The organism is Trichococcus sp. ES5 (assembly GCF_900067165.1).
Lineage (GTDB): Bacteria > Bacillota > Bacilli > Lactobacillales > Aerococcaceae > Trichococcus > Trichococcus flocculiformis.
Genome location: NZ_FJND01000001.1, coordinates 288,905 through 311,134, shown reverse-complemented (window position 1 = coordinate 311,134; position 22,230 = coordinate 288,905). Strand labels below are relative to the sequence as shown.

29 protein-coding genes are annotated in these 22,230 nt (G+C 44.3%); 24 read left to right on the top strand and 5 right to left on the bottom strand.

Going from position 1 to position 22,230, the window contains the following annotated elements; genetic code table 11:
* Positions 1–4: 4 nt before the first annotated feature.
* The 14 genes from rplO to TES5_RS01305 all read left to right on the top strand — a co-directional run bounded on the left by rplO (position 5) and on the right by TES5_RS01305 (position 9,268).
* Entirely contained in the window at positions 5–445 is a 441-nt protein-coding gene (gene rplO / locus TES5_RS01370; protein WP_068558958.1) for a 50S ribosomal protein L15, read from the top strand.
* Positions 445–1,737 carry a preprotein translocase subunit SecY gene (gene secY, locus TES5_RS01365; protein ID WP_068558956.1) on the top strand — a complete coding sequence of 431 codons (1,293 nt, stop codon included), beginning with the start codon at positions 445–447 and terminating at the stop codon, positions 1,735–1,737. Before rplO ends, secY begins: the two co-directional genes overlap by 1 nt.
* A gap of 67 nt (positions 1,738–1,804) precedes the next feature.
* Positions 1,805–2,449: an adenylate kinase gene (locus tag TES5_RS01360; RefSeq protein WP_068559351.1), complete on the top strand. Its 645-nt coding sequence runs from the start codon at positions 1,805–1,807 to the stop codon at positions 2,447–2,449.
* Positions 2,450–2,584: 135 nt separating this feature from the next.
* Positions 2,585–2,803 (top strand): translation initiation factor IF-1, encoded by a 219-nt coding sequence (gene infA / locus TES5_RS01355; RefSeq protein ID WP_068558953.1) that lies wholly within the window; start codon positions 2,585–2,587, stop codon positions 2,801–2,803.
* A 33-nt stretch (positions 2,804–2,836) separates the two neighbouring features.
* Entirely contained in the window at positions 2,837–2,950 is a 114-nt protein-coding gene (gene rpmJ / locus TES5_RS01350) for a 50S ribosomal protein L36 (RefSeq protein ID WP_062470716.1), read from the top strand.
* Positions 2,951–2,970: 20 nt separating this feature from the next.
* Positions 2,971–3,336 (top strand): 30S ribosomal protein S13, encoded by a 366-nt coding sequence (gene rpsM / locus TES5_RS01345; protein WP_068558950.1) that lies wholly within the window; start codon positions 2,971–2,973, stop codon positions 3,334–3,336.
* A gap of 27 nt (positions 3,337–3,363) precedes the next feature.
* Entirely contained in the window at positions 3,364–3,750 is a 387-nt protein-coding gene (gene rpsK, locus TES5_RS01340; RefSeq protein WP_068558948.1) for a 30S ribosomal protein S11, read from the top strand.
* 81 nt (positions 3,751–3,831) lie between these two features.
* Positions 3,832–4,776, top strand: coding sequence for a DNA-directed RNA polymerase subunit alpha (locus TES5_RS01335; protein WP_068558946.1), 945 nt, complete (start codon positions 3,832–3,834; stop codon positions 4,774–4,776).
* A gap of 26 nt (positions 4,777–4,802) precedes the next feature.
* A complete protein-coding gene (rplQ, locus tag TES5_RS01330; RefSeq protein WP_068558943.1) occupies positions 4,803–5,183 on the top strand; it encodes a 50S ribosomal protein L17 in 381 nt (126 codons plus the stop codon).
* Between the two features lie 395 nt (positions 5,184–5,578).
* Positions 5,579–6,418: an energy-coupling factor ABC transporter ATP-binding protein gene (locus TES5_RS01325; protein ID WP_068558941.1), complete on the top strand. Its 840-nt coding sequence runs from the start codon at positions 5,579–5,581 to the stop codon at positions 6,416–6,418.
* Entirely contained in the window at positions 6,394–7,305 is a 912-nt protein-coding gene (locus TES5_RS01320; protein ID WP_068558939.1) for an energy-coupling factor ABC transporter ATP-binding protein, read from the top strand. Before TES5_RS01325 ends, TES5_RS01320 begins: the two co-directional genes overlap by 25 nt.
* Positions 7,295–8,092 carry an energy-coupling factor transporter transmembrane component T family protein gene (locus TES5_RS01315; protein ID WP_068558937.1) on the top strand — a complete coding sequence of 266 codons (798 nt, stop codon included), beginning with the start codon at positions 7,295–7,297 and terminating at the stop codon, positions 8,090–8,092. Before TES5_RS01320 ends, TES5_RS01315 begins: the two co-directional genes overlap by 11 nt.
* A 124-nt stretch (positions 8,093–8,216) precedes the next feature.
* Complete coding sequence (gene truA / locus TES5_RS01310) at positions 8,217–8,990, top strand: tRNA pseudouridine(38-40) synthase TruA (protein ID WP_068558935.1); 774 nt, start codon at positions 8,217–8,219, stop codon at positions 8,988–8,990.
* Between the two features lie 11 nt (positions 8,991–9,001).
* On the top strand, positions 9,002–9,268 hold the full coding sequence (locus tag TES5_RS01305) for a chorismate mutase (protein WP_068558932.1): 267 nt from the start codon (positions 9,002–9,004) through the stop codon (positions 9,266–9,268).
* A gap of 96 nt (positions 9,269–9,364) precedes the next feature.
* On the opposite strand, the gene TES5_RS01300 is transcribed toward TES5_RS01305, so the two are convergent.
* On the bottom strand, positions 9,365–10,477 hold the full coding sequence (locus TES5_RS01300) for a PLP-dependent transferase (RefSeq protein WP_068558929.1): 1,113 nt from the start codon (positions 10,475–10,477) through the stop codon (positions 9,365–9,367).
* Positions 10,478–10,722: 245 nt separating this feature from the next.
* Between TES5_RS01300 and TES5_RS01295 the strand changes: the two genes are divergently transcribed.
* From TES5_RS01295 to TES5_RS01260, 8 genes are all read left to right on the top strand, one after another.
* Entirely contained in the window at positions 10,723–11,076 is a 354-nt protein-coding gene (locus TES5_RS01295; RefSeq protein ID WP_068558927.1) for a hypothetical protein, read from the top strand.
* A 199-nt stretch (positions 11,077–11,275) separates the two neighbouring features.
* Positions 11,276–11,719, top strand: a complete 444-nt coding sequence (gene rplM / locus TES5_RS01290; RefSeq protein ID WP_068559350.1) for a 50S ribosomal protein L13 — start codon at positions 11,276–11,278, stop codon at positions 11,717–11,719.
* Positions 11,720–11,732: 13 nt separating this feature from the next.
* Positions 11,733–12,125, top strand: coding sequence for a 30S ribosomal protein S9 (gene rpsI / locus TES5_RS01285; RefSeq protein ID WP_068558925.1), 393 nt, complete (start codon positions 11,733–11,735; stop codon positions 12,123–12,125).
* 134 nt (positions 12,126–12,259) lie between these two features.
* Positions 12,260–12,388 carry a hypothetical protein gene (locus tag TES5_RS15670; RefSeq protein ID WP_068558923.1) on the top strand — a complete coding sequence of 43 codons (129 nt, stop codon included), beginning with the start codon at positions 12,260–12,262 and terminating at the stop codon, positions 12,386–12,388.
* A gap of 285 nt (positions 12,389–12,673) precedes the next feature.
* The gene (gene bsh / locus TES5_RS01275; RefSeq protein WP_068558921.1) at positions 12,674–13,648 is read left to right on the top strand and encodes a choloylglycine hydrolase; all 975 of its coding nucleotides are present in this window, start codon (positions 12,674–12,676) and stop codon (positions 13,646–13,648) included.
* Positions 13,649–13,862: 214 nt separating this feature from the next.
* Positions 13,863–14,276, top strand: coding sequence for a MarR family winged helix-turn-helix transcriptional regulator (locus TES5_RS01270; protein WP_068558919.1), 414 nt, complete (start codon positions 13,863–13,865; stop codon positions 14,274–14,276).
* 19 nt (positions 14,277–14,295) lie between these two features.
* The gene (locus TES5_RS01265; protein ID WP_068558917.1) at positions 14,296–14,934 is read left to right on the top strand and encodes a nitroreductase family protein; all 639 of its coding nucleotides are present in this window, start codon (positions 14,296–14,298) and stop codon (positions 14,932–14,934) included.
* 8 nt (positions 14,935–14,942) lie between these two features.
* Entirely contained in the window at positions 14,943–15,230 is a 288-nt protein-coding gene (locus tag TES5_RS01260) for a putative quinol monooxygenase (RefSeq protein ID WP_068558915.1), read from the top strand.
* Positions 15,231–15,355: 125 nt separating this feature from the next.
* Here the strand turns inward: TES5_RS01260 and TES5_RS01255 are convergent, their stop codons facing one another.
* Genes TES5_RS01255 through TES5_RS01240 form a run of 4 tightly spaced genes read right to left on the bottom strand, consistent with a single transcriptional unit; the run spans position 15,356 to position 19,084 of the window.
* Positions 15,356–16,552, bottom strand: a complete 1,197-nt coding sequence (locus TES5_RS01255) for an NAD(P)H-dependent oxidoreductase (RefSeq protein WP_068558913.1) — start codon at positions 16,550–16,552, stop codon at positions 15,356–15,358.
* Between the two features lie 18 nt (positions 16,553–16,570).
* Complete coding sequence (locus tag TES5_RS01250) at positions 16,571–17,179, bottom strand: NADPH-dependent FMN reductase (protein WP_068558911.1); 609 nt, start codon at positions 17,177–17,179, stop codon at positions 16,571–16,573.
* 41 nt (positions 17,180–17,220) lie between these two features.
* Complete coding sequence (locus tag TES5_RS01245; RefSeq protein ID WP_068558910.1) at positions 17,221–18,177, bottom strand: FAD:protein FMN transferase; 957 nt, start codon at positions 18,175–18,177, stop codon at positions 17,221–17,223.
* A 28-nt stretch (positions 18,178–18,205) separates the two neighbouring features.
* Complete coding sequence (locus TES5_RS01240; RefSeq protein ID WP_068558908.1) at positions 18,206–19,084, bottom strand: helix-turn-helix domain-containing protein; 879 nt, start codon at positions 19,082–19,084, stop codon at positions 18,206–18,208.
* 248 nt (positions 19,085–19,332) lie between these two features.
* On the opposite strand from TES5_RS01240, the gene TES5_RS01235 reads away from it, so the two are divergent.
* Complete coding sequence (locus tag TES5_RS01235; RefSeq protein WP_068558906.1) at positions 19,333–20,226, top strand: SDR family oxidoreductase; 894 nt, start codon at positions 19,333–19,335, stop codon at positions 20,224–20,226.
* A 469-nt stretch (positions 20,227–20,695) separates the two neighbouring features.
* Positions 20,696–22,144 (top strand): MFS transporter, encoded by a 1,449-nt coding sequence (locus TES5_RS01230; RefSeq protein WP_068558904.1) that lies wholly within the window; start codon positions 20,696–20,698, stop codon positions 22,142–22,144.
* Positions 22,145–22,230: the final 86 nt, after the last annotated feature.

Here is a 22,230-nt window from a genome sequence, read left to right as displayed (position 1 = left end):
TACTATGAAACTTCATGAATTAAAACCTGCTGAAGGCTCACGTAAAGAACGTAACCGTGTCGGTCGCGGATCTTCATCCGGTAATGGTAAAACATCCGGTCGTGGACATAAAGGCCAAAAAGCCCGTTCAGGCGGCGGTGTGAGACTTGGATTCGAGGGTGGACAAACTCCATTGTTCCGTCGTCTTCCAAAACGTGGATTCACGAACATCAACCGTAAGGAATATGCTGTCATCAACTTAGAAATCTTAAACCGTTTCGAAGATGGTACAGAAGTTACTCCAGCTTTATTAGTTGAAACTGGTATTGTCAAAGATGAAAAATCAGGCATCAAAGTTTTAGGCAACGGAAGCGTTGAGAAAAAACTGACAGTTAAAGCTAATAAATTCTCCGAAGCAGCACAAAAAGCTATCGAAGCTGCAGGTGGGACTGTTGAGGTGATCTAATGTTTGCTCTTCTGAAAAATGCATTTCAGGCGAAGGACATTAGAAATAGAATCTTTTTTACTCTAGGTATGCTGATTGTGTTCCGTCTCGGAACACATATTACTGTACCGGGTGTTGATGCGGGTGCCATCGCAAACTTGGCATCGACGGGCTTGTTCAGTCTGTTGGACACATTCGGAGGTGGAGCACTGAGTCAGTATTCCATTTTCGCTATGGGTGTCTCGCCATACATCACTTCTTCTATTGTTGTTCAATTGTTACAAATGGATATTGTTCCCAAATTCGTGGAATGGTCTAAACAGGGTGAAGTAGGTAGAAGAAAATTAAATCAAGTAACAAGATATTTGACAGTCATTTTAGCATTTGTACAGTCTGTCGGTCTATCGATCGGTTTCAACCAACTCTCAGCATTTGGGCTGGTAAATGATCCGGGGATGACAACTTATATGATCATCGCGTTAGTGATGACGGCAGGTTCGATGCTTGTTGTTTTTATCGGAGAATCGATTTCAATGCATGGGATCGGAAACGGAACCTCATTGATCATTTTCTCTGGTATCATCGCAAGAATCCCTTCAGATCTTTACACTTACTATAATGATCGTTTTGTGGATGCAGGATCCGATTTGATGAACAATATTTTGTTCTCGGTCGCGCTATTGATAGCAATATTATTGGTGGTCATACTCGTTGTGTACGTTCAACAAGCTGAACGTAAAATCCCCATTCAATATTCCAAGCGTGCTTCCGGTTCGAATCAATCCGCGCATTTGCCTTTGAAAATCAATTCAGCTGGAGTCATTCCAGTAATCTTTGCCAGTTCTTTCATGATGACACCGCAGACGATCCTTGGATTTTTCGCGGCAAGTCAAAGTGAAGCCAGCTGGTATCAAATTTTGTCAACCATCTTTAATTACCGTGAACCCATCGGTGCAACAATCTATACGGTATTGATCGTTGTCTTCACTTACTTCTATGCCTTCATTCAGATTAACCCTGAAAAAATGGCAGAGAACTTGCAAAAGCAAGGCGGCTATATTCCAAGTGTACGCCCGGGTAAAGGGACAGAAGATTACATTTCCGGTATGATTATGCGATTAAGTACGGTCGGCGCGCTATTTCTTGGACTGATTGCGCTATTGCCAATCATTGCCTCAGGTTTGTGGGATTTGCCGGACTCGCTCGCCCTTGGCGGTACAAGTCTTCTGATTGTAGTTGGTACTGCATTGGAAACGGCAAGACAAATTGAAGGTCGAATGGTTAAACGTAATTACCAAGGATTTATTCAATAGTAAGTTTGTGAGGGGGAAAGTGATTTCCTCGTCACATATGCTTACATCTTTAGGAGGCAGTAAAATGATGAACCTAATTATTATGGGTCTTCCCGGTGCTGGAAAAGGAACACAGGCTGAAAAGATCATCGCGAAATACAATATTCCGCATATCTCTACAGGGGACATGTTCCGAGCTGCTATGAAAAATGAGACAGCTTTGGGCCTGGAAGCAAAATCATATATGGATAAAGGCGAACTTGTTCCAGATGAAGTTACAAACGGAATCGTTAAAGAGAGATTAGCAGAATCTGATACTGAAAAAGGCTTTTTGTTGGATGGTTTTCCAAGAACCCTCGTACAAGCAAAAGCACTTGAAGCTATCATGAATGAACTCGACAAAAAAATCGATGCTGTTATTAACATTGATGTGAACCCTGAGGTTTTGATGCAACGTCTAACGGGTAGAATCATTTGCCGCTCTTGCGGAGCGACTTACCACAAAACAAACAATCCTCCTAAAGTAGAAGGAACGTGCGATCGTTGTGGCGGACACGAATTCTATCAACGCGAAGATGATAAACCTGAAACCGTAGAAAATCGCATTCAGATTAATCTTGAACAGTCTCAACCAATCATTGCATTTTACAGCGAAAAAGGATTGTTGCACAATGTGGATGGCGAAATCGGCATCGACATGTTGTTTACTGAAATCCAAAAGATTATAGAATAGTCGCAAATGTCATTTGAAGTTAATCGTAAATTTCTTTTCAATAGATACTTGCTATGGTATAATCTAGCAGTTAGAGTAAAAATTGCCAAGACATGAGATTAATCAGCTCAACAGAATGTTAGGAGGTTAGCAGGCGTGGCGAAAGACGATGTCATTGAGATCGAAGGAGTTGTCGTTGAAACTTTGCCCAATGCAATGTTTAAAGTCGAACTTGAAAATGGTCACATAGTATTAGCTCACGTATCTGGTAAAATTAGAATGCATTACATCCGCATTTTGCCAGGCGATAAAGTTACGGTAGAATTATCTCCGTACGATCTTACTCGTGGACGCATTACTTACCGCTTTAAATAATTGCACTCCATCACTAAATAGGAGGGAATTTAAATGAAAGTTAGAGCATCAGTAAAACCCATTTGCGAAAAATGCAAAGTCATTCGCCGCAATGGTCGTGTTATGGTGATTTGCGAAAATCCCAAACACAAACAACGCCAAGGATAATAACAAGGAGGTGCCTATAAATGGCTCGTATCGCAGGAGTAGATGTTCCGCGTGACAAACGTGTAGTTATTTCATTAACTTATATTTTTGGTATCGGATTAAACACAGCTCAAAAAGTTTTAGCAGCAGCTGAGGTTTCAGAAGATACTCGTGTTCGTGATTTAACGAATGATGAATTAGACCGTATCCGTATTGAAGTGGATAAATTAAAGGTTGAAGGTGATCTTCGTCGTGAAGTAAACCTAAATATTAAACGATTGATCGAAATCGGATCTTACAGAGGAATGCGTCACCGTCGTGGTTTGCCTGTTCGCGGACAAAACACTAAGAACAATGCACGTACTCGTAAAGGCCCAGCTAAATCAATCGCTGGTAAGAAAAAATAATAATTAAGTGAAGGAGGTCAAAACTTCATGGCTAAAAAAGTAGCTCGCAAACGCCGCGTAAAAAAGAATGTTGAAGCTGGTGTAGCACATATCCGCTCAACTTTTAATAATACTATTGTTATGATTACAGATGTTCATGGAAATGCTATTTCATGGTCGTCAGCAGGTTCATTAGGATTCAGAGGTTCTCGTAAATCTACTCCTTATGCTGCACAAATGGCTGCAGAAGCAGCAGCTAAAGTTTCTATGGAACATGGCATGAAAACAGTCGAAGTAGCTGTTAAAGGTCCTGGTTCTGGACGTGAAGCTGCCATTCGTTCATTACAAGCTGCAGGATTGGAAGTTACCGCAATCCGCGATGTAACGCCCGTTCCTCATAATGGATGCCGTCCACCAAAACGTCGTCGTGTTTAATTGAGAATTGTACTGTTATGTAACGAAACGCAATGGACTCACTAACATGAACTTCACGTTTTGAAAGGGGTAAATTGATAAATGATCGAAATTGAAAAACCAAGAATTGAAACGATTGAGATCAGCGAAGATGCCAAATTCGGTAAATTCGTTGTAGAACCACTAGAACGCGGTTATGGAACAACACTTGGGAACTCATTACGTCGAATTCTATTATCTTCACTTCCTGGTACAGCTGTAACAACTATCCAAATCGATGGTGTTCTACATGAATTTTCAACGATTGATGGTGTTGTCGAGGATGTTACCCAAATCATTCTGAACATCAAAAAATTAGCTTTGAAATTGTATACGGACGAAGACAAAACAATCGAGATTGACGTAAAAGGTCCAGCAGTCGTGACTGCAGCGGATATTACCCATGACAGCGATGTGGAAATCTTAAACCCTGATTTATATATATGTACAGTTTCAGAGGGAGCACATTTTCATGTTCGTTTGGATGTAAAAAATGGCCGTGGCTATGTTCGTTCCGAATATAACAAAACGGAAGATATGCCGATCGGTGTTTTGCCAGTCGACTCCATTTATACTCCAATCAGCAAGGTGAATTATCAGGTTGAAAATACTCGCATCGGACAAAAAAATATTTACGATAAATTAACGTTGGATGTCTGGACAGATGGTTCCATCAGCCCAGAAGAAGCAGTCAGCTTGGCTGCCAAAATTTTAACGGAACATTTGAATATTTTTGTTAATCTGACCGATGAAGCCCGCAAGGCCGAGATAATGGTTGAAAAAGAAGAAACACATAAAGAGAAAATGCTGGAAATGACTATCGAAGAATTGGATTTATCCGTACGTTCTTATAACTGTTTGAAACGCGCAGGCATCAATACAGTTCAAGAATTGACAGACAAGTCTGAAGCAGAGATGATCAAAGTACGTAATCTGGGACGCAAATCACTTGAAGAAGTGAAGAACAAGCTGAATGATCTTAATCTAGGCTTGCGTCAAGACGACTAGTACTGCACAAAGGAGGAAAACCTAGGATGGCTTACCGTAAATTAGGACGCACAAGCGCTCAAAGAAAAGCAATGCTTCGTGATTTGACTACTGATTTAATCATCAACGAACGCATCGTTACAACTGAAGCACGTGCTAAAGAAATTCGTTCAACTACTGAAAAAATGATTACTTTAGGCAAACGTGGAGATTTAGCTGCTCGTCGTTTGGCTGCAGCATACGTTCGTAACGAAGTAGCAGATGTTCGTGAAGAAGATGATAAAATCGTTGTTCAATCAGCGTTACAAAAATTATTCTCTGATATCGCACCTCGCTATGCAGAACGTCAAGGCGGATACACTCGTATTTTGAAGACTGAACCTCGCCGTGGCGATGCTGCACAAATGGTTATCATTGAATTAGTATAATTCAATCGCATAAAGATGAAACGTTCACTTTTAGATGAAATAGAGTGTTATGATGATGGGTCTGCTTCTTGCTTCCCTAGTCTAGCTCAAGGTTCTTCCGAAGATCGCATGATTTTCGGAAGGGCATTTTTTCATCAAAAAAAGTGCCTTTTTTTATCAAAAGAAACTAGAAAATGCCAATATATTTTCTAGTTTCTTTTGATATATAAATAAAAGCGTTTTATTTCCTTGCTGTGTCAAGACAGTGGATGAAAAATACGGGAGAGTAGTTTATACTTACTAAAGTAGACATTTCCTTGCCGTATTTTTCATCTTTTTTTATACCCGCTTGTCTGCGGGCGGATGATCCGATACGGACTAACAGATTCAATAAAAGAGAAAGTAGGACTGCAATCATGAATGAAATTATCGAGTTGCGCAATGTGACTTTTTCCTATTCGGAGGAAGATGCAAGGCCGGCATTGAACAACGTTTCGTTGACAATCCAGCAAGGTGAATGGATTGCCATCATCGGGCCTAATGGTTCAGGCAAGTCAACTTTGGCCAAAACGATCAATGGCCTGATAGAAGCGAACTCCGGAGAAGTCATCATCGAAGGAGTAGCTCTGAATGCAGAGACGGTTTGGGATGTCCGTAAGAAAATCGGAATGGTATTCCAGAATCCGGACAATCAGTTTGTCGGTTCAACAGTGCAGGACGACGTTGCTTTCGGCTTGGAGAATGTCGGCATTCCCCGTGAGGAAATGGTCAAGCGGGTAGCCGATGCGGTTGCGGCTGTCAATATGGCCAACTTCATGGACAAGGAACCGGCACGACTTTCGGGCGGGCAGAAGCAACGGGTGGCGATCGCTGGAATCGTGGCTTTGTCTCCTGATATCATCATCCTCGATGAGGCAACGACCATGCTGGATCCGGAAGGCCGTCATGAAGTCATCGAGACCATCCAGGAAATAAAAGAAAAAGAAAATCTGACGGTGATTTCGATCACCCATGACATTGATGAGGCTGCAAAAGCGAATCGCATCTTTGTGATGGAGGCTGGGCAATTGACCCGGATCGGCACGCCGGAAGAAATATTCAGCTTGGGCAAGGAAATCATCGATATCGGTTTGGATATACCGTTCCCAGAAAAACTGAAATACCAATTGAAGAGACAGGGACTGGAAGTTCCTGAAGACTATTTGACTGAGGAAGGGATGGTGAACTGGTTATGGACATTACTTTCGAAAAAGTAGGCTACTCGTACTCAGCCGGAACGCCTTTCGAAAGCCGGGCTCTTTATGATGTGAACCTGAATATCCCGGACGGCAGTTATACGGCATTGATTGGGCATACCGGCAGCGGAAAATCAACAGTCACGCAGCATCTGAATGCTTTATTGAAACCCACTGAAGGCAGTGTGACGATAGGGGACCGCATTATAACGAACAAATCGAACAACAAAAATCTGAAGGACCTCCGGAAAAAGGTAGGGATTGTGTTCCAGTTTCCGGAGTCGCAACTGTTCGAGGAGACGATCGCTAAGGATATCGCCTTCGGACCGATGAACTTCGGCGTCAGCGAAGAGGATGCAATGGCGATTGTGAAGCGCGTATTGCCTTTGGTTGGCTTGGATGAATCCTTCATGGATCGTTCCCCATTCGACCTCTCAGGGGGTCAAATGAGACGCGTAGCGATAGCCGGCGTATTGGCCATGGAACCGGAAGTGCTGGTTCTGGATGAACCAACGGCAGGATTGGATCCTGCGGGCAGACGGGAAATCATGAATATGTTCAATCAACTCCATATCGACAAAGGTCTGACGATTGTATTGGTCACGCATCAGATGAATGATGTCGCGACTTATGCGGATCATGTTGTCATTCTCGAAAAAGGGACAGTCGTCAAAATGGGACAGCCCGATGAGATTTTCCAGGATGCCCAATGGCTGCAAGAAAAGCAGTTGGGCTTACCGGATGCGCTAGCATTTCTGGATAGGTTGAGTAAACGGACCGGAGTAGACTTCGGCGACGAAAGACCGCTTCGTACCGAACAGCTGGCGGCTGTGTTGATCGCTAAAATCAACGAAAATAAAGGCTCCAAAAATGCCGCTAAGGAAGAGGGTGGCAATCATGTTGGATAAATTACTGTTCGGGCGCTATATCCAAGGCAGCTCGTTGGTCCATAGACTGGATCCGCGCGCAAAGCTGATAGGTGCTTTCTATTTCATCATGGTCATCTTCCTTGCCAATAACTGGCAGACGTATTTGATTATGACGCTGTTTACTTTCTTGTGCGTTATCCTGTCCGATATTAAACTGTCAGTCTTTCTGAACGGCGTGAAACCGCTGATTTGGTTGATCCTTTTCACTGTATTGCTGCAGATCCTCTTCACGCGGGGAGGGGAAACGTACTTTGTATTTGGACCCATCAGCATCACTTCCTTCGGAATCATCAATGGGGCCTTCATCTTCATGCGTTTCGTTCTCATCATCTTCATTTCGACGCTGCTGACGCTCACGACGATGCCGTTGTCGTTGACCGATGCGATTGAAAAGCTGTTGGGACCATTGAAACGATTTAAAGTTCCTGTCCATGAAATTGCGCTGATGCTTTCCATCGCGTTGCGTTTCGTGCCGACGCTGATGGATGAGGCTTCAAAGATCATGAATGCACAACGGGCCCGCGGTGTCGAATTCGGCGAAGGCAACATCGTCAAGCAGATGAAGGCCGTCACACCGATTTTGGTGCCGCTCTTCGTCAGCTCCTTCAACCGGGCTGATGAATTGGCAAATGCCATGGAGGCACGTGGCTATCAAGGCGGAGAAGGCCGGACGAAGTACCGCATCCTTGATTGGCAGAAGCGCGATACGTTGAGTATGCTGGCGTTTGTCGCATTGACAGGTTTGTTACTGTTCTTCCGCTCATGAGCGCATACGGGCTGATTAAGCCGCTAGAGAACGAGTCTGGGGACCGGGTAGCAATTCCGGTCCCTTTTAAAATGGAAAAACTACCACATACATCAGCAAAATAAGAAAGGGGCATACGCCAACCATGACTGCACAACGGTACAAATGCATCGTGCAATACGACGGAACAAGTTATGTGGGCTATCAGGTCCAACCTAACGGCAACAGTGTCCAGACAGAAATCGAAAAGGCGTTGGAAAAAATGTCGAACGGGCAGATCATTCCGATCCAAGCTTCCGGAAGGACCGATTCGGGCGTCCATGCGCTTGGACAGGTTATCCATTTCGATTACCCGGCTGCGATTAAGCCGGATCATCTGCTGCGGGCGCTGAACAGCCTGCTGCCCGATGACATTTTAATCAAATCGGTGGAACGCGCTGCAGAGGATTTCCATTCGCGCTACCACGCGCTAGGGAAAAAATACATTTACCGGGTCGATCTTGATCGCTTCCCGAATCCCTTTAAACGACTCTACACGACGCACCATCCTTACCGCTTTAATATGGAGAATTTGGAGCAGGCCATCAAAAAACTGGAAGGTGAACACGACTTCACCAGTTTTTGCTCGACAAAGACGGATAAAACCGATCTAGTCCGCACGGTCTACGAAGCCAGCGTCAGGAAGGACGAAGTGAATAACGAGCTGGTCTTCACATTCAGGGGCAACGGCTTTCTCTATAATATGATCAGAATTTTCGTGGGAACGCTGCTGCAGATCGCTGACGGCCTGAAAAAGGTCGAGGAAATCGACCGCCTTTTGGAAGTGAAAGACCGCCGCAAAGCCGGACCGACAGCCCCGTCGCAGGGATTGTATCTCGTGGAAGTCTATTATGATGAAGAAAAATTAAGGAACGGTTAGGGGGAAAAGCGATGTTTGAAAAAGAAAGAGCGGAGATCGATATAATCGACCGGGAGTTGGTAACACTGTTCGAACGCCGGATGGATGCAGTGACGGAGATCGCGCGGATCAAGAAAGAGCATAAGCTGCCGATTCTTGACCAATCCAGGGAAGATAAGGTGTTGGATAAAGTGCGCCGTCTGACCGAGAACAAAGCCTACGAAGACAGCGTGGAAGACCTCTTCCGCTCCTTGATGACGATCACAAAGGCATTTGAAACCAAACAGAACGAAGAATAAAGAAGTATGCTGAAAAAGCGGCTGCGGAAAAGACGAAATCTTTTCCGCAGCCGCTTTTTGTGCGCTTGAGCAACTTTTATTTTTCGATCTATCTTCTCAGACTATGGCTGTTACAGCAGCCTTCGCAAAGGCCTGGCGCAGATCGGCGATCAAATCATCCGCATCTTCGATTCCAGTCGAGATGCGCAGCAGATCGTCGGTCAAACCATAAGATTCGCGGACTTCAATCGGAATGTCGGCATGGGTCTGGGTGGTCGGATAGGTAATCAGGCTTTCGACGCCACCCAAGCTTTCAGCGAAAGTGAAAATATTCAGGGCATCCAAGACGACAGGGATAGTTGCTTTATCATGCAGCGTGAAGCTGAGCATACCGCCTTTACCCGGATAATAGACCGATTTGATCAGTTTTTCCGATTCGAGATAAGCAACGACTGCCTGTGCATTCGCTTGATGCTGCTTCATGCGCAACGGCAAAGTCTTCATTCCGCGGACCAAGAGCCAACAGTCGAAGGCATCCAAAGTACCGCCGGCCGTATTCAGCTGGAAAGCCAACTGTTCACCGAGTGCTTTATCGTTCGTTACGACAGCCCCCGCCAACAGGTCATTATGGCCGCCGAGGTACTTGGTGGCGCTGTGGACGACGATATCAGCACCCAAATCCAAAGGACGCTGCAACAGAGGTGTGTAGAAGGTATTATCCACAATCACCAGCAGACCGTGTTTTTTGGCGATCTCAGCCACCGAGGAGATATCCGTTTCCTTCATCAACGGATTCGTCGGCGTTTCGATGTAGACTGCGGCCGTATTATCCTGGATGGCGGACGTGATATCAATCGGGTCATCGACATAAGTGAAGGAATAGAAGCCTTTTTTCTCCATATCCTGGAAATAGCGGAAGCTGCCGCCGTAAAGATCCCTAGATGCAATAAAATGGCTGTTGGCCGGAAAAATGCTGAAAGCAAGCTGTATGGCGCTCATGCCGGAGCTGGTAGCAAACCCTTGAACGCCATTTTCAAGAACAGCCAAACCTTCCTGAAGGATGTCCCTAGTCGGATTGGCGGTGCGTGTGTAGTCATAGCCGGTTGATTGGCCCAGACTAGGATGTCCATATGCTGTGGACAAATAAATCGGTGCACTGACGGCGCCGGTATTTGGATCTTTTCTATTGCCTAATTGCGCAAGGTAGCTTTGAATGCTGATACTGTCCATCGTCGATTCTCCTTTATCCGAAATGACATACACAAAAGTATTGCCATCTTTTTATCATTTAAAATTAATGTTATTGCAATGGTATCATGAGGGCTGAATGTGGTCAATATATTTATGGATTTAAAGTCAGTGAAGTTGTGAGAAATAACCGATCAGGCTTGAGCGGTTATTTCTCTCGAATGGTGTTAAAATACTGAAACTCGCGTATAATGGAAGTATAAGAACGAATGAAGGAGAGTGTAAGAATGATAACGTTCACAAAGGAACTCAAGCGGATCCCACGCGGCGATGTGCCGGATTTTGTGGCAGCTGCTATGCCCCAATTTTATGAAGCAATCGGTTGTCCGAACGATGTGATCCTTTCCGTGCAGGCCAGCATGGCGCATTACTCGACCCCGAAAAAGAATGTCCCGGTTGAAGAATATGAAGCTTTTGAAGTGACGCTCACAAAAAAAGGCGCGTTCGTTGCGGTGGAAGACATCGTGAAAGATAACGCCATTATCGAAGCATTCAAACCCTACAAGACATCCGGAAAAGGGGCCTATCCGTTTGTGCCGGCCGAGGTCATCGAGCAATTATATTTATATCTGAAGAAATAATCAGAGAAGCCTTCACAATCGCAGCTATGTGGTATGTGGAGACTTTTTTTGGGGGATGAAAAGGACAAATTATTTCTTTTGAATCATTGACAATCCTTTTGGAATGTCGTATCATATAAGACGGTATTGTTTGCCCCACGATGAGCCCCGGAAACTCAATTGGATCAAACAGACAGAGAAGAATATGGAGGAAACAAACGTGCGTACAACATACATGGCTAAAGCAAGCGAAATGGACCGTAAATGGTTCGTAATCGACGCAACTGACATCCCATTGGGACGTTTATCAACACAAGTTGCAACTATTTTACGCGGTAAAAACAAACCAACTTTCACACCACACGTAGATACTGGTGATTATGTGATTGTTATCAATGCAGACAAAGTTACATTAACAGGTAAAAAAGCATCTGACAAAATTTATTCCCGTCATTCAGGTTATCCAGGTGGGCTAAAACAAATTTCAGCTGGTGAATTACGTGCTAAGAACTCAAGAAAATTAGTTGAATTGTCTGTTAAAGGCATGTTGCCAAAGAACTCTTTAGGCGCTAAACAATTCACTAAGTTACACGTATACGGTGAAGCAGTTCACCCACACGAAGCTCAACAACCAGAAGTTTTAGACATCACTAACCTAATTTAAGGAGGGAAATTCATTGGCACAAGCACAATATATCGCAACTGGTCGTCGTAAGAATTCGACTGCACGCGTACGTTTATTACCAGGAACAGGTAAAATCATTTTCAACAAAAAAGACATGGAAGAATACATCCCATTCGCTTACTTATATGAAGTAATCAAACAACCTTTAAACCTTACAGGTACTTTAGGTAGCTACGATATCTTCGTTAACGTAAACGGCGGCGGATTCACTGGACAAGCTGGAGCAGCTCGTCACGGTATCTCTCGTGCATTGCTAGAAGTAGATCCTGACTTCCGCGCACCATTAAAAGCAGCTGGTCTGTTAACACGTGACCCACGTATGGTTGAACGTAAGAAACCAGGTTTGAAAAAAGCGCGTAAAGCTTCACAATTCTCTAAACGTTAACATTTATTGTATCAACGTTCTGAAAAATCAATTAACAACCTTAAAGCATCGGCATCTTGCTGGTGCTTTTTTTATGGCATAAATTCAATAAAATGAAAGTATGGAGCATTCCATCAACAAAGGCGGTGTAAACAGTGAGTCCAAAAGAGAAAATGCTAGAGATAATCAAGAATAAACAAGGCGGCGGAAAATCCAAGCAAATCGACACGCCGAAAAATGATATCAAGAACATGCGTAAAGGTCCAAAAATTTTTAATAAGTAAGCTGGCTTATAAAACTTTGGAGCAATGAATGACAGAAATACTGTACAAGTAATTAGCGTTGTATGAATGAACAAGTTCTGATCGCTAGCATATCTCAAATCTGGAGATCTCATTCGAAAGAGTGCGGTCTTTTTGTTTGGAGTCAGAATTAAGTGTAAGATCATTTGAAAAAGAGAAAACACTCTCGAGAGCTTTGTGATTGCACCTCACCAAATGTAGGAATATAGTAAGGGAAACAATACAAAAGAATAGCCTGTATTCTGCAAAGGACTAGAGGAATTTTTTATGTGTACGGCAGTGACATATGAAGGGATGAATTTTTATTTTGGCAGAAATCTGGACTTAGATGTTTCGTTCAACGAGAAAGTAACGAGTACTCCACGGCAGTTTGAATTTCGGTTCAGGAATGAAGCAGCAATCAAGTCTCACTGGGCGATGATCGGGATGGCTGCGGTAATCGATAATTATCCGCTGTATTATGATGCAATGAATGAAAAAGGGTTATGCATGGCGGGACTAAATTTTCCTGGGAATGCCTGTTATTTGTCCAGAAAAGAAGGAATGGAAAATATTGCTCCTTTCGAATTCATTCCCTTTATTCTCGGCAACTGCAGCAGTGTGGAAGAAGCCGTGGCTGTATTGAGAAATACGATTCTGATAAATGAACCATTCAATGATTTTCTGCCTTTGGCACCACTGCATTGGATCATCTCAGATCAGAAGCGCTCGATTGTTGTTGAACCTATGTCGCATGGATTGAAGATATTTGATAATCCAGTGGGTGTCCTGACGAATAACCCAACGTTTGATTATCATTTGACGAATCTGAATAATTACCTGAATCTTACATCAGCCCCTCCGACCAATCGATTCTCCGGAAAAGTGGATTTGTCGGCATCCAGCATCGGTATGGGCAGTATCGGCTTGCCAGGCGATCTTTCTTCTCCATCGCGATTTGTGCGTGCTGCTTTTACGAAAGTGAATGCGACGGAAGAAACAGATGAAGGCTCAGAGGTGGCTCAATTTTTCCATATTTTGGATGCTGTGGCCTTTACAAAAGGGTGTGCTGTCAACGAAGATGGCAGAGAAGAACTAACGATCTATTCGGCATGCATGAATACGCAAAAAGGCATTTATTATTACAAAACTTACGGGAATAACCAAATCAGTGCAGTCTATTTGAATCCTGCAGATCTGGACGGAAGTAAGCTTGAAACCTTTGAATTGATTACTTCTCAGCAAGTTCGAGACATCAATTAATAGCTGTAACGGTTCAAATTAGAAATCGATTGATCAGTCCATCTATTTTCATTGCAAGGCCTTGTCCCAAAGACGAGGCTCTTTTTGGATAGCGGGTAATTTTAAGCAAGTTACTTTACAAAAGTTAGTTCCTACGTTATGATTGACAGGTCAACAGTTGACAAGTCAATTGTTTGATCAGTCAGGATAATCCGCAAAATCGAGGTGAATTGGTATGAACTTGAGAGAAATCAGCAGATTGCTTTATCAGATTAAGCTCACAAATCAGGAAATCAATACGCTGTTCGAAAAAGAAACAGGTTTCAGCTTGACGCGCTATGAGATGCTGATGTTCCTGAAAGACAAGGGGACGTGTTCCCAAAATCAGATTCAGACAGAACTGAAGATAGACAGTGCGGCTATTACACGCCATCTGAAAATATTGGAACAAAAGGGCTATGTCATCCGGGAACGGAATGCTGAGAACAACCGAGAGGTCTTTGTTCAATTATCCGACAGGGCAATACAAGATTTGGAGGCGTGCGGAAAAGAACATGATCAGGGGAAATTTTCCTTATCACTGTCATTAAGCGACGAGGAAGCAGAGCAATTATCCATTTTGCTGAATAAACTATACTTACAAAGTTAAAAAGGAAGAGGCTATAAACATGACCAATAAATTTATCAATAACGATTTTTCGGATATCGCATTCGGAAGAAAATCGATCCGTCTTTATGATGAAAATTTTAAAATCAGTCAAGCAGAAATGTTGGAAATGATTCAGGAAGCTACGACTACACCTTCATCCGTGAATATGCAACCTTGGCGTTTTGTGGTTGTTGAGAGTGAGGAAGCAAAAGCCAAATTGAAACCGCTGATCCGTTTCAATACCAGACAAAATGATACTTCGTCAGCAATGGTTCTGATATTCGGCGATATGCAATGCTACGAGTATGGAGAAGAAATCTACGATGCAGCTGTCGCACAAGGCAAAATGTCCGCCGAAGTCCGAGACCAACAATTAGCCGCAATCATTCCTTACTACAAGAACTTTTCTAAAGAGCAGATGAATGATGTTGTCAAAATCGATTCGAGTTTGGCAGCGATGCAATTCATGCTGGTTGCCCGCGCCCATGGCTATGACACGAACCCTATCGGCGGCTTTGAAGCAGATCAGTTGGCGGATGCGTTCGATCTCGACAAGGAACGGTATGTGCCGGTTATGATCTTGTCAATCGGCAAAGCAATGGAAGAAGGCTATGAATCCGTGCGGTTTGCGCCAGAGAAAATAACTAATTTTAAGTAGGTGGAGAAATGATAGTAATCAATGCAGAATTTTATATTGTACCTGAGCAAAAAAAACAATTTTTAAATGAAATTTCGGAATTAATTCAGGCATCCAAAAAAGAAGAAGGTTGCTTGTCTAATAAACTTTACGAAGCAGTTACAGATGAAAATAATTTTGTAATGGTTGAAAAATGGGAAAATCAACAAGCAATTGAGTTACATAATGCAACGCCTCATTTGCAAAACTTCGCTAAGAAAGTTCCGGATTATAGTCGCGATGCACCTAAAATAACGGTTAGTTTTGTAAAAGAGTAATAAAATATCGTTCCGTTAAAATAGTTATACTAAACTCTATCCAAAAAGACCTCATTACTTTATAGTATGAGGTCTTTTTGATATAGATTTTGCTTTTGGAGATGAAAAGCATCTCTGCACAGTGCTTATGCCTTAACCGACGCGCTTGTACCAGCATCCACATCATCGCTGTGGTGGTCTTTGACGGAAGCGCTGGAAACGGCATCGACATCGCCAATCAGTTTTTGGCCGGTCTGGGTCAAATACCAGTCAATGATCGGTTTGAAGTCGAGGATATATTCGTTGACGCCGGCATAGTTGCCGTCTTTGTCATGCAGCGCTTGATAATTATGCACGACATACTTGTCCGGTCCATGCGTCGGAACGTTGACACGGAAGGCATCCATTGTGCCGGAACGCAATTGTTGAAGTACCCATTCCACTCCTTTATGCACTCTTTCCGGGTGGCATTTGGAGAGCGGGTTTCCGACTTGGCCGGGCACGCGCGCAGCGAGCATTTCTTCGGCAGGTTTCGTATGGTTATAGTAAAGGAATTGGTTGTTGCTGTCTGCATACGTCAATTCCATCGGCATCGACGCCAGGAAGTAATTCAGCTGATCAACAGTCAACAAGCCGCGTTCCAGTTTGACGTAGGTATTGCCTTCCACAGCGCCCACAAGCTCAGCGGCTTGTTCCAGCCAGTCATCGGCTTCTTTATCGACGCCTTCAATCGTTGTTGCGATCTTTCCGGTAGCGTACAGATCTTCCGGATCGAGAACCGGTTTTTTCGGTCCTTCAACAGCAGAGACCAACGTGATGAACTGAGTGAATTTTTCCAGGCAAGTGCCCAGAAAATCGATGGTGCGCTTGTCTTTCAGATTTTCCTGTTCATCGAAGGCTTCTTTGACTTTTCCCAGCAAAAATTCATTACCCGGAAGGACGATGGCATTGACGCCTGGTGCATCGAGAATTTGACGCAGGTGCAGTTGGGCCCGAGAAGATCCTTGATCATAGTAGGAAGCTCCCACAATCATGACCGGTTTGTTTTCCAATGGATGGATTTTGAAGGACAACCATTCCAGTACACTCTTCAAGCTTGCAGGGATCGTATGGTTATGTTCAGGAGTGGCGATGATGACGCCATCCGCCTGCAGGATTTTTTGGGTCAGTTTTTGGACAGGGGCGCTGTTTGTTTGGTCATCACTCTGATTGAACAAAGGGATGTCCTTAATTTCCAAAATCTCCAGGTCGAACAAGTGGCTGAATTGCTTTTTGATGTATTTCAACAAGATGCGGTTATATGACACTTCCGCGTTGGAACCTACAATACCGACTAATTTCATAATGTTTGTCTCCGATCTCTAGTTATTTTCCCAAGAAAAGTTTTCAGCTGCTTTAACGTGTGCGGCGTGGGTGTGCGATAGTTGTTTCATGATGTTGATAAATATTAGGAAGTCCTCGAACAAGCCTTCCAGCTCTTGGACCTGATCCGGATTCTTCAGGTTGTTGTCTGCGTCGAAAGCCTGCAAAGAATGGCTAAGCAGGAACTCAGAACTTGGCATGATGCGGGCTTTCAATTCCGGCGCATCCAAGATCTGACGCAAATGCGCTTGCGCCCGTGACGAACCCAGTACGCCATAGGAAGCCCCTGTGATCATGACGGGCTTGTCGACGAAGGGGTAGATGCCGTAGGATAACCAGCTCAAAGCGCTCATCAGGGAAGCAGGAACTGCGTGATCGTATTCTGGTGTGCTGATGATGACGCCGTCAGCTGCTTCGATCTTTTCCGCCAAGGCTTTCGCCTCAGCCGGGATCTGCATGTCTGCCGGTTTGTTGAAGATCGGCAGGTCCTTGATTTCGACGATTTCGATGTCTGCCTTATCCGCAAAATGCTTTTGGATGTATTGCAACAGCATGCGGTTAGTGGAGTGGTCCGAGTTTGTGCCGACGAGGCCGATTAATTTATTCATGTGAATACTTCCTTCCAATTTGTAAATTTTTTATGAATCATTTAAACACGTGATTGAGAAAGTTGTTTGCGTTGCAGCCGGTTTTCCAAGCCTTTGGAGCAGTAGAGGCTACCGTCTTTCGTGATCAGGATGCCGTCGATGGCTTCCGAGTGATCTAATGCGGCTAGGATCACGTCGGTAGGTTGGCCGAATAAACGCGTCGTCCAGATTTCCCCATCGACAGAGTCATCGGCAACCACAGTCAAGCTGATGACATCCGTTTCTGCCGGATAGCCGGTCTGTGGGTCCAGAATATGGTGATAGTGATTGCCTTGGGCTTCCAGCTGCCGTTCATACACACCAGAGGTAACCGCTGATTGGTTCTGGATTTTCAATACCGCGCTATAATGCGCGCGGGGGAGCATCGGATTTTGGATGCCGATGCGCCAATAGGGATCTTCATTGTTTTGGGATGGTCCGAACACAACGACATTTCCACCCAAATTGATGAGAGCGGAGGCTACACCGGCTTTTTTGAAGTAGTCCGTCAGGAGATCGGCAATATAGCCTTTTGCCAAAGCCCCCAAGTCTATGGACATACCTTCTTGCTGAAGGAAAACGGTCTGATCCTTCTCGGACAAGAGGATTTTATTGGGATCGGTGATTTCAAGAAGCCGCTGAATCTCTTCGGCATCCGGGACTTTGGCATCACCGAAACCGATCCGCCAAGTCTGCACCAGCGGTCCGATGGCGATATTCAGACGACTGTTGGGTGCTAAGCTATGGTATTTACCCACCTTGATCAAGTGGAACAAACCAGGATGGACAGCAAGAGGAGCTTTGCCTGCCAAATGGTTGATCTGCATCAGCTCTGACTTTGGATCATTGGCGCTGAAACGTTGTTCGTATATTCGTAGGCGTCGGATCGCCTCCTCCAAAATAGCGTCCGGGTGCGTGTGCGTCACAAGCAGATCGATGATTGTTCCCATCAGACGGACCGTTGCTTTTTTTTGTTCCATATTTTCCACCACCTTCAGGATAACCGTGTCATTCTGTTGCGGGATTCCCCGAAAGGATCGCGCTTTCCAACTGCGCCAATTCTTTCAGCGCAATCGTGTTTTTGTTGATTTTTGAATAGGCTCTGGCATCATGGATCAATTCCAGCACTTCTTGCTGCGGCTTCCCCTGGATGATGGCATTTTTGGCTAACTGGATGGCTGCACGGGCAAGATAGTAGGTCACGTGATTGTCTGAACAAATAGAAACAGCATAAGATAGCAACGCATTGCTCAGTTCGATCTCATCGATTTGGGAAAAGAAAGTGCCGCTTTGGAATACAATATTCAGTACACGCCAAATGTCTTCTGTCGTTTTGATCGGGTAAGCATAAATTTTTTCGAGCACTTTGCTGAAGTAGAACTCTGCCTTATCCGGACTTTTTTCACGGCTGTAAACCATGCCGATACCTGTATAAGCCAGCAAGCGAAAGATTTCAGTCTCTGCCCTATCATCGGCCAGCAAAATTTGATCGAAAGTGAACAAAATATCTGTCACTGAAATCTGCTGCGCAATCATGACGAACCCGTTCAAATAATGGAAGCGCAGAGCGAGGCTGTTTTCTTCGATTTCGCTCAAAGCGATGCTTCGCAGCAAGTCCGAAGCCTGGTCGTATTCGCTTGTGATCAAAAAGAATTCTGCTTTATTCATTTTTTCTGTCGCTTCTGTATACTTGACGCCTACTTTAGGGAACAACTCTCCTAAGGGAAGGTTCAAGCGATTGCACAGTTTAATCAGAATTTTAAGATTCGGGACTTGCCCGTTGTTCTCGAAGCGGCTCAGTGTAGCTTGGGTACAGATCCCCTCTGCCAGTTCCATCTGCGAGAGGGCCAATGCTTTGCGGGCTTCAATAAATCGTTCGATGTTCATATTTACCTCCCTAATCATCCATGTGGCTCGGATGGCGACGACAAAGATTCGGATTCATTTTGTATTTGATTTTACATTGCTTATATGAGTGATTATACGATTACCGAATATAGGGGTCAATAGAATATATAAAAAAATATATAAAATGACGATTGGAAGATGCGCCTCGTCTCCTGAAAAGGCTTATCATTTCCAAATTGTAAGTAAATATATTAGACTATTCATACAAAGACAAAGGAGTGAATAAGATGACTGAACCTATTTTGAAGGATCCACGCGAGTTGTATCACACTGGAAAATTTGCAGATCAGGATCAACACACCCCAGCTTTGCAAGATAAGATGCTACCTGAACCCGATTGCGGGGAGGAAAGCTACGTAGGCAACCACTTGTTGGAGAATCGCCGGGTATTGATTACTGGTGGCGATTCCGGAATCGGACGGGCTGCAGCGATAGCTTATGCCAGAGAAGGCGCCGATGTAGCGATTCAATTTTTCCCTGGTGAAGAACGCGATGCAAAAGAAGTCGCTGAATATATAGAGAAGGCGGGCAGGAAGGCTGTATTGCTTCCATACGACCTTCGGGATGAAAGCAAATACCAAGAAATAATCGATAAGACTGTCGAGGTATTGGGTGGTCTGGATACGCTTGTATTGAATGCCGCCCAACAGATTGCGCGGGAGTCCATTTCGGAATTGCCGTTGGAACAAGTCAAAGATACGTTCACAGTCAACATCATCTCGATGTTCGGACTGGTGAAAGCTGCTGAGCCGCATCTGCCGGCGGGAGGCGCCATCATTACGACAACCTCGATCCAGGCTTATGATCCGAGCGGTCATCTGATGGATTATGCCGCAACCAAATCCGCAATCGCCAGTTTCACGATCAGTTTGGCGAAGCAATTCGCCAAGAAAGGCATCCGCGTGAACGGAGTGGCACCGGGACCAATCTGGACGCCGTTGCAATTGGATCACGGACAACCCGACGGCGCCTTGCCGGAATTCGGGCAGAAAACCTTGTTGGGAAGGGCAGGACAGCCGGTCGAATTGGCGCATGTCTATGTCTTCCTGGCGTCCAACAACGCCAGCTACGTGACCGCCCAAATCTATGGCGTGACCGGCGGCGATGTGATCGATTTGTGATTTCTGAATCACCGATCGGAAAACGCTGGAAATGTTGTTCAAAAAAAATAATTTTCACTCGTTCTTGTGCTAACACTGGAGACATCCAGCAGACACCATAGCTCGTTAGTGAAAAAGCTAACCGATCAGGAATGAAACAATTGTGACGAAGGTCAAAATAAAGCGTTAATTTTCAGACCAACTATCCGCCTTAATATGTGGATAGTTGGTCTTTTTGTCATCGCTTACATCATTGTCGAAACAAGAATATGACAGATATCGTGAAAAACGTTCACAAATTGTTAATAATTAATCTGTTGTATGAGCAAAAAATGCGTGGTATATTCTGTGTGTAAATGTTACGACGTATCATTTGAAAACGTTTATTGTTTTTTAATGGCAACTGGATATCGCATTATGAAATTCATTTTACTCATTTTATCAATTGGTTCAGCGTCGTTTTATTCAATAAAAGAAAAGGGGTCATGAAATGCAACACGCAAGCGCAAATAAAGTAGAAAATGTAACCGATGACAAGAAAAATGTAAGGGAATTCGGATTACTGGATAAATTAGCTTATATGGCGGGGGACATCGCAAATGATTTGTTCTTCATTTTCTCGAGTTCTTTCTTGATGTTGTTCTATACAAAAGTATTGGGCATCAGTGGAGCAGTTGTTGGTACGTTGTTCTTGTCGGCACGGGTTGTCGATGCTTTCACGGATATGGGGATGGGACGTCTCGTTGATACGCTGAAGCCTTCAAAAGACGGTCGTTTCCGGGTTTGGATCAAGCGTGTAGCACCCTTCGCTGTTATCGCCGGGTTCCTGATGTTCTTATCAGTCGTTCAAAACTGGTCCATGACTGCAAAAATCGTCTACATTTTCGTGACATACCTATTCTGGGGCAGCTTCTGTTATACGGCGATCAACATCCCTTATGGATCGATGGCATCCGTAATCAGTGACAAACCTGAAGATCGTGCTTCACTTTCTGTGTTCCGTAGTATGGGAGCCAGCATCGCCAGCATCTTCATTTCCTTCTTTGTTCCATTGTTCGTTTACACAACTGATGCAAATGGTGCACAAGTGGTTATTCCGGAACGTTTCACAATCATTGCTGCTATCTTTGCAGTTCTTGCTTTCGCACTGTATCAGTTCTGCTATCACTTCACGATCGAACGTGTTCAGATCCCACAAAAACCGGAAACTGAAAAACAATCTTTCGGTAAAGAAATGGCTGTCCTTTTCAAAGGTTTGTCAACAAACCGCGCACTTGGAGGTATCATCGCAGCTGCAATCTTCCTGTTGTTGTCCATGCTGTTGGTGAACACGATGAATGCTTATCTTTACGCCGATTACTTCAAGAGCTCCAAGACATTGGCTGTCGCCGGTATCCTCGGTACTATCGGCACCCTTATGCTTGCGCCTTTCGCAAACAAAATTGCTTCCCGTTTCGGTAAAAAAGAATCAGCAACAGTTGCGCTATTCTTTTCAGCGGCCGTATATGCAGTTCTGTACTTCATTCATACAGACAATGTTATGGTCTTCTTGCCGATGGCGTTCCTCGCAAGTCTGGGAATGAACTACTTCAACGTAGTCATCTGGGCTTTCATCACAGACATTATCGATTATCAAGAAGTTAAAACAGGCACTGCAGATAGCGGTACAGTATACGCCGTCTATTCTTTCTCCAGAAAACTTGGTCAAGCCTTGGCCGGCGGTTTGGGCGGTTTCGCTTTGGCTGCTATCGGTTATGCTTCAGCGGCTGCAACCCAAGACCAAGCTGTTCTTGACAGTATTTACGATGTAGCTACGATCGTACCGGCTATCGGTTACACTTGCGTTGCGCTATGCCTATGGTTCATCTATCCATTGACCAAAGAAAAAGTTGCAGAAAACGTAGCGATCTTGTCAGAACGCCGTAAAGCAGCAAAATAATAAGTTAGCTCGTTAAAGGGGCGCCATCCTGTTGGGTCAGGGTGGTGCCTCTTTTTTTGCTGTCATTTATGGAATGTCCGAGCCCC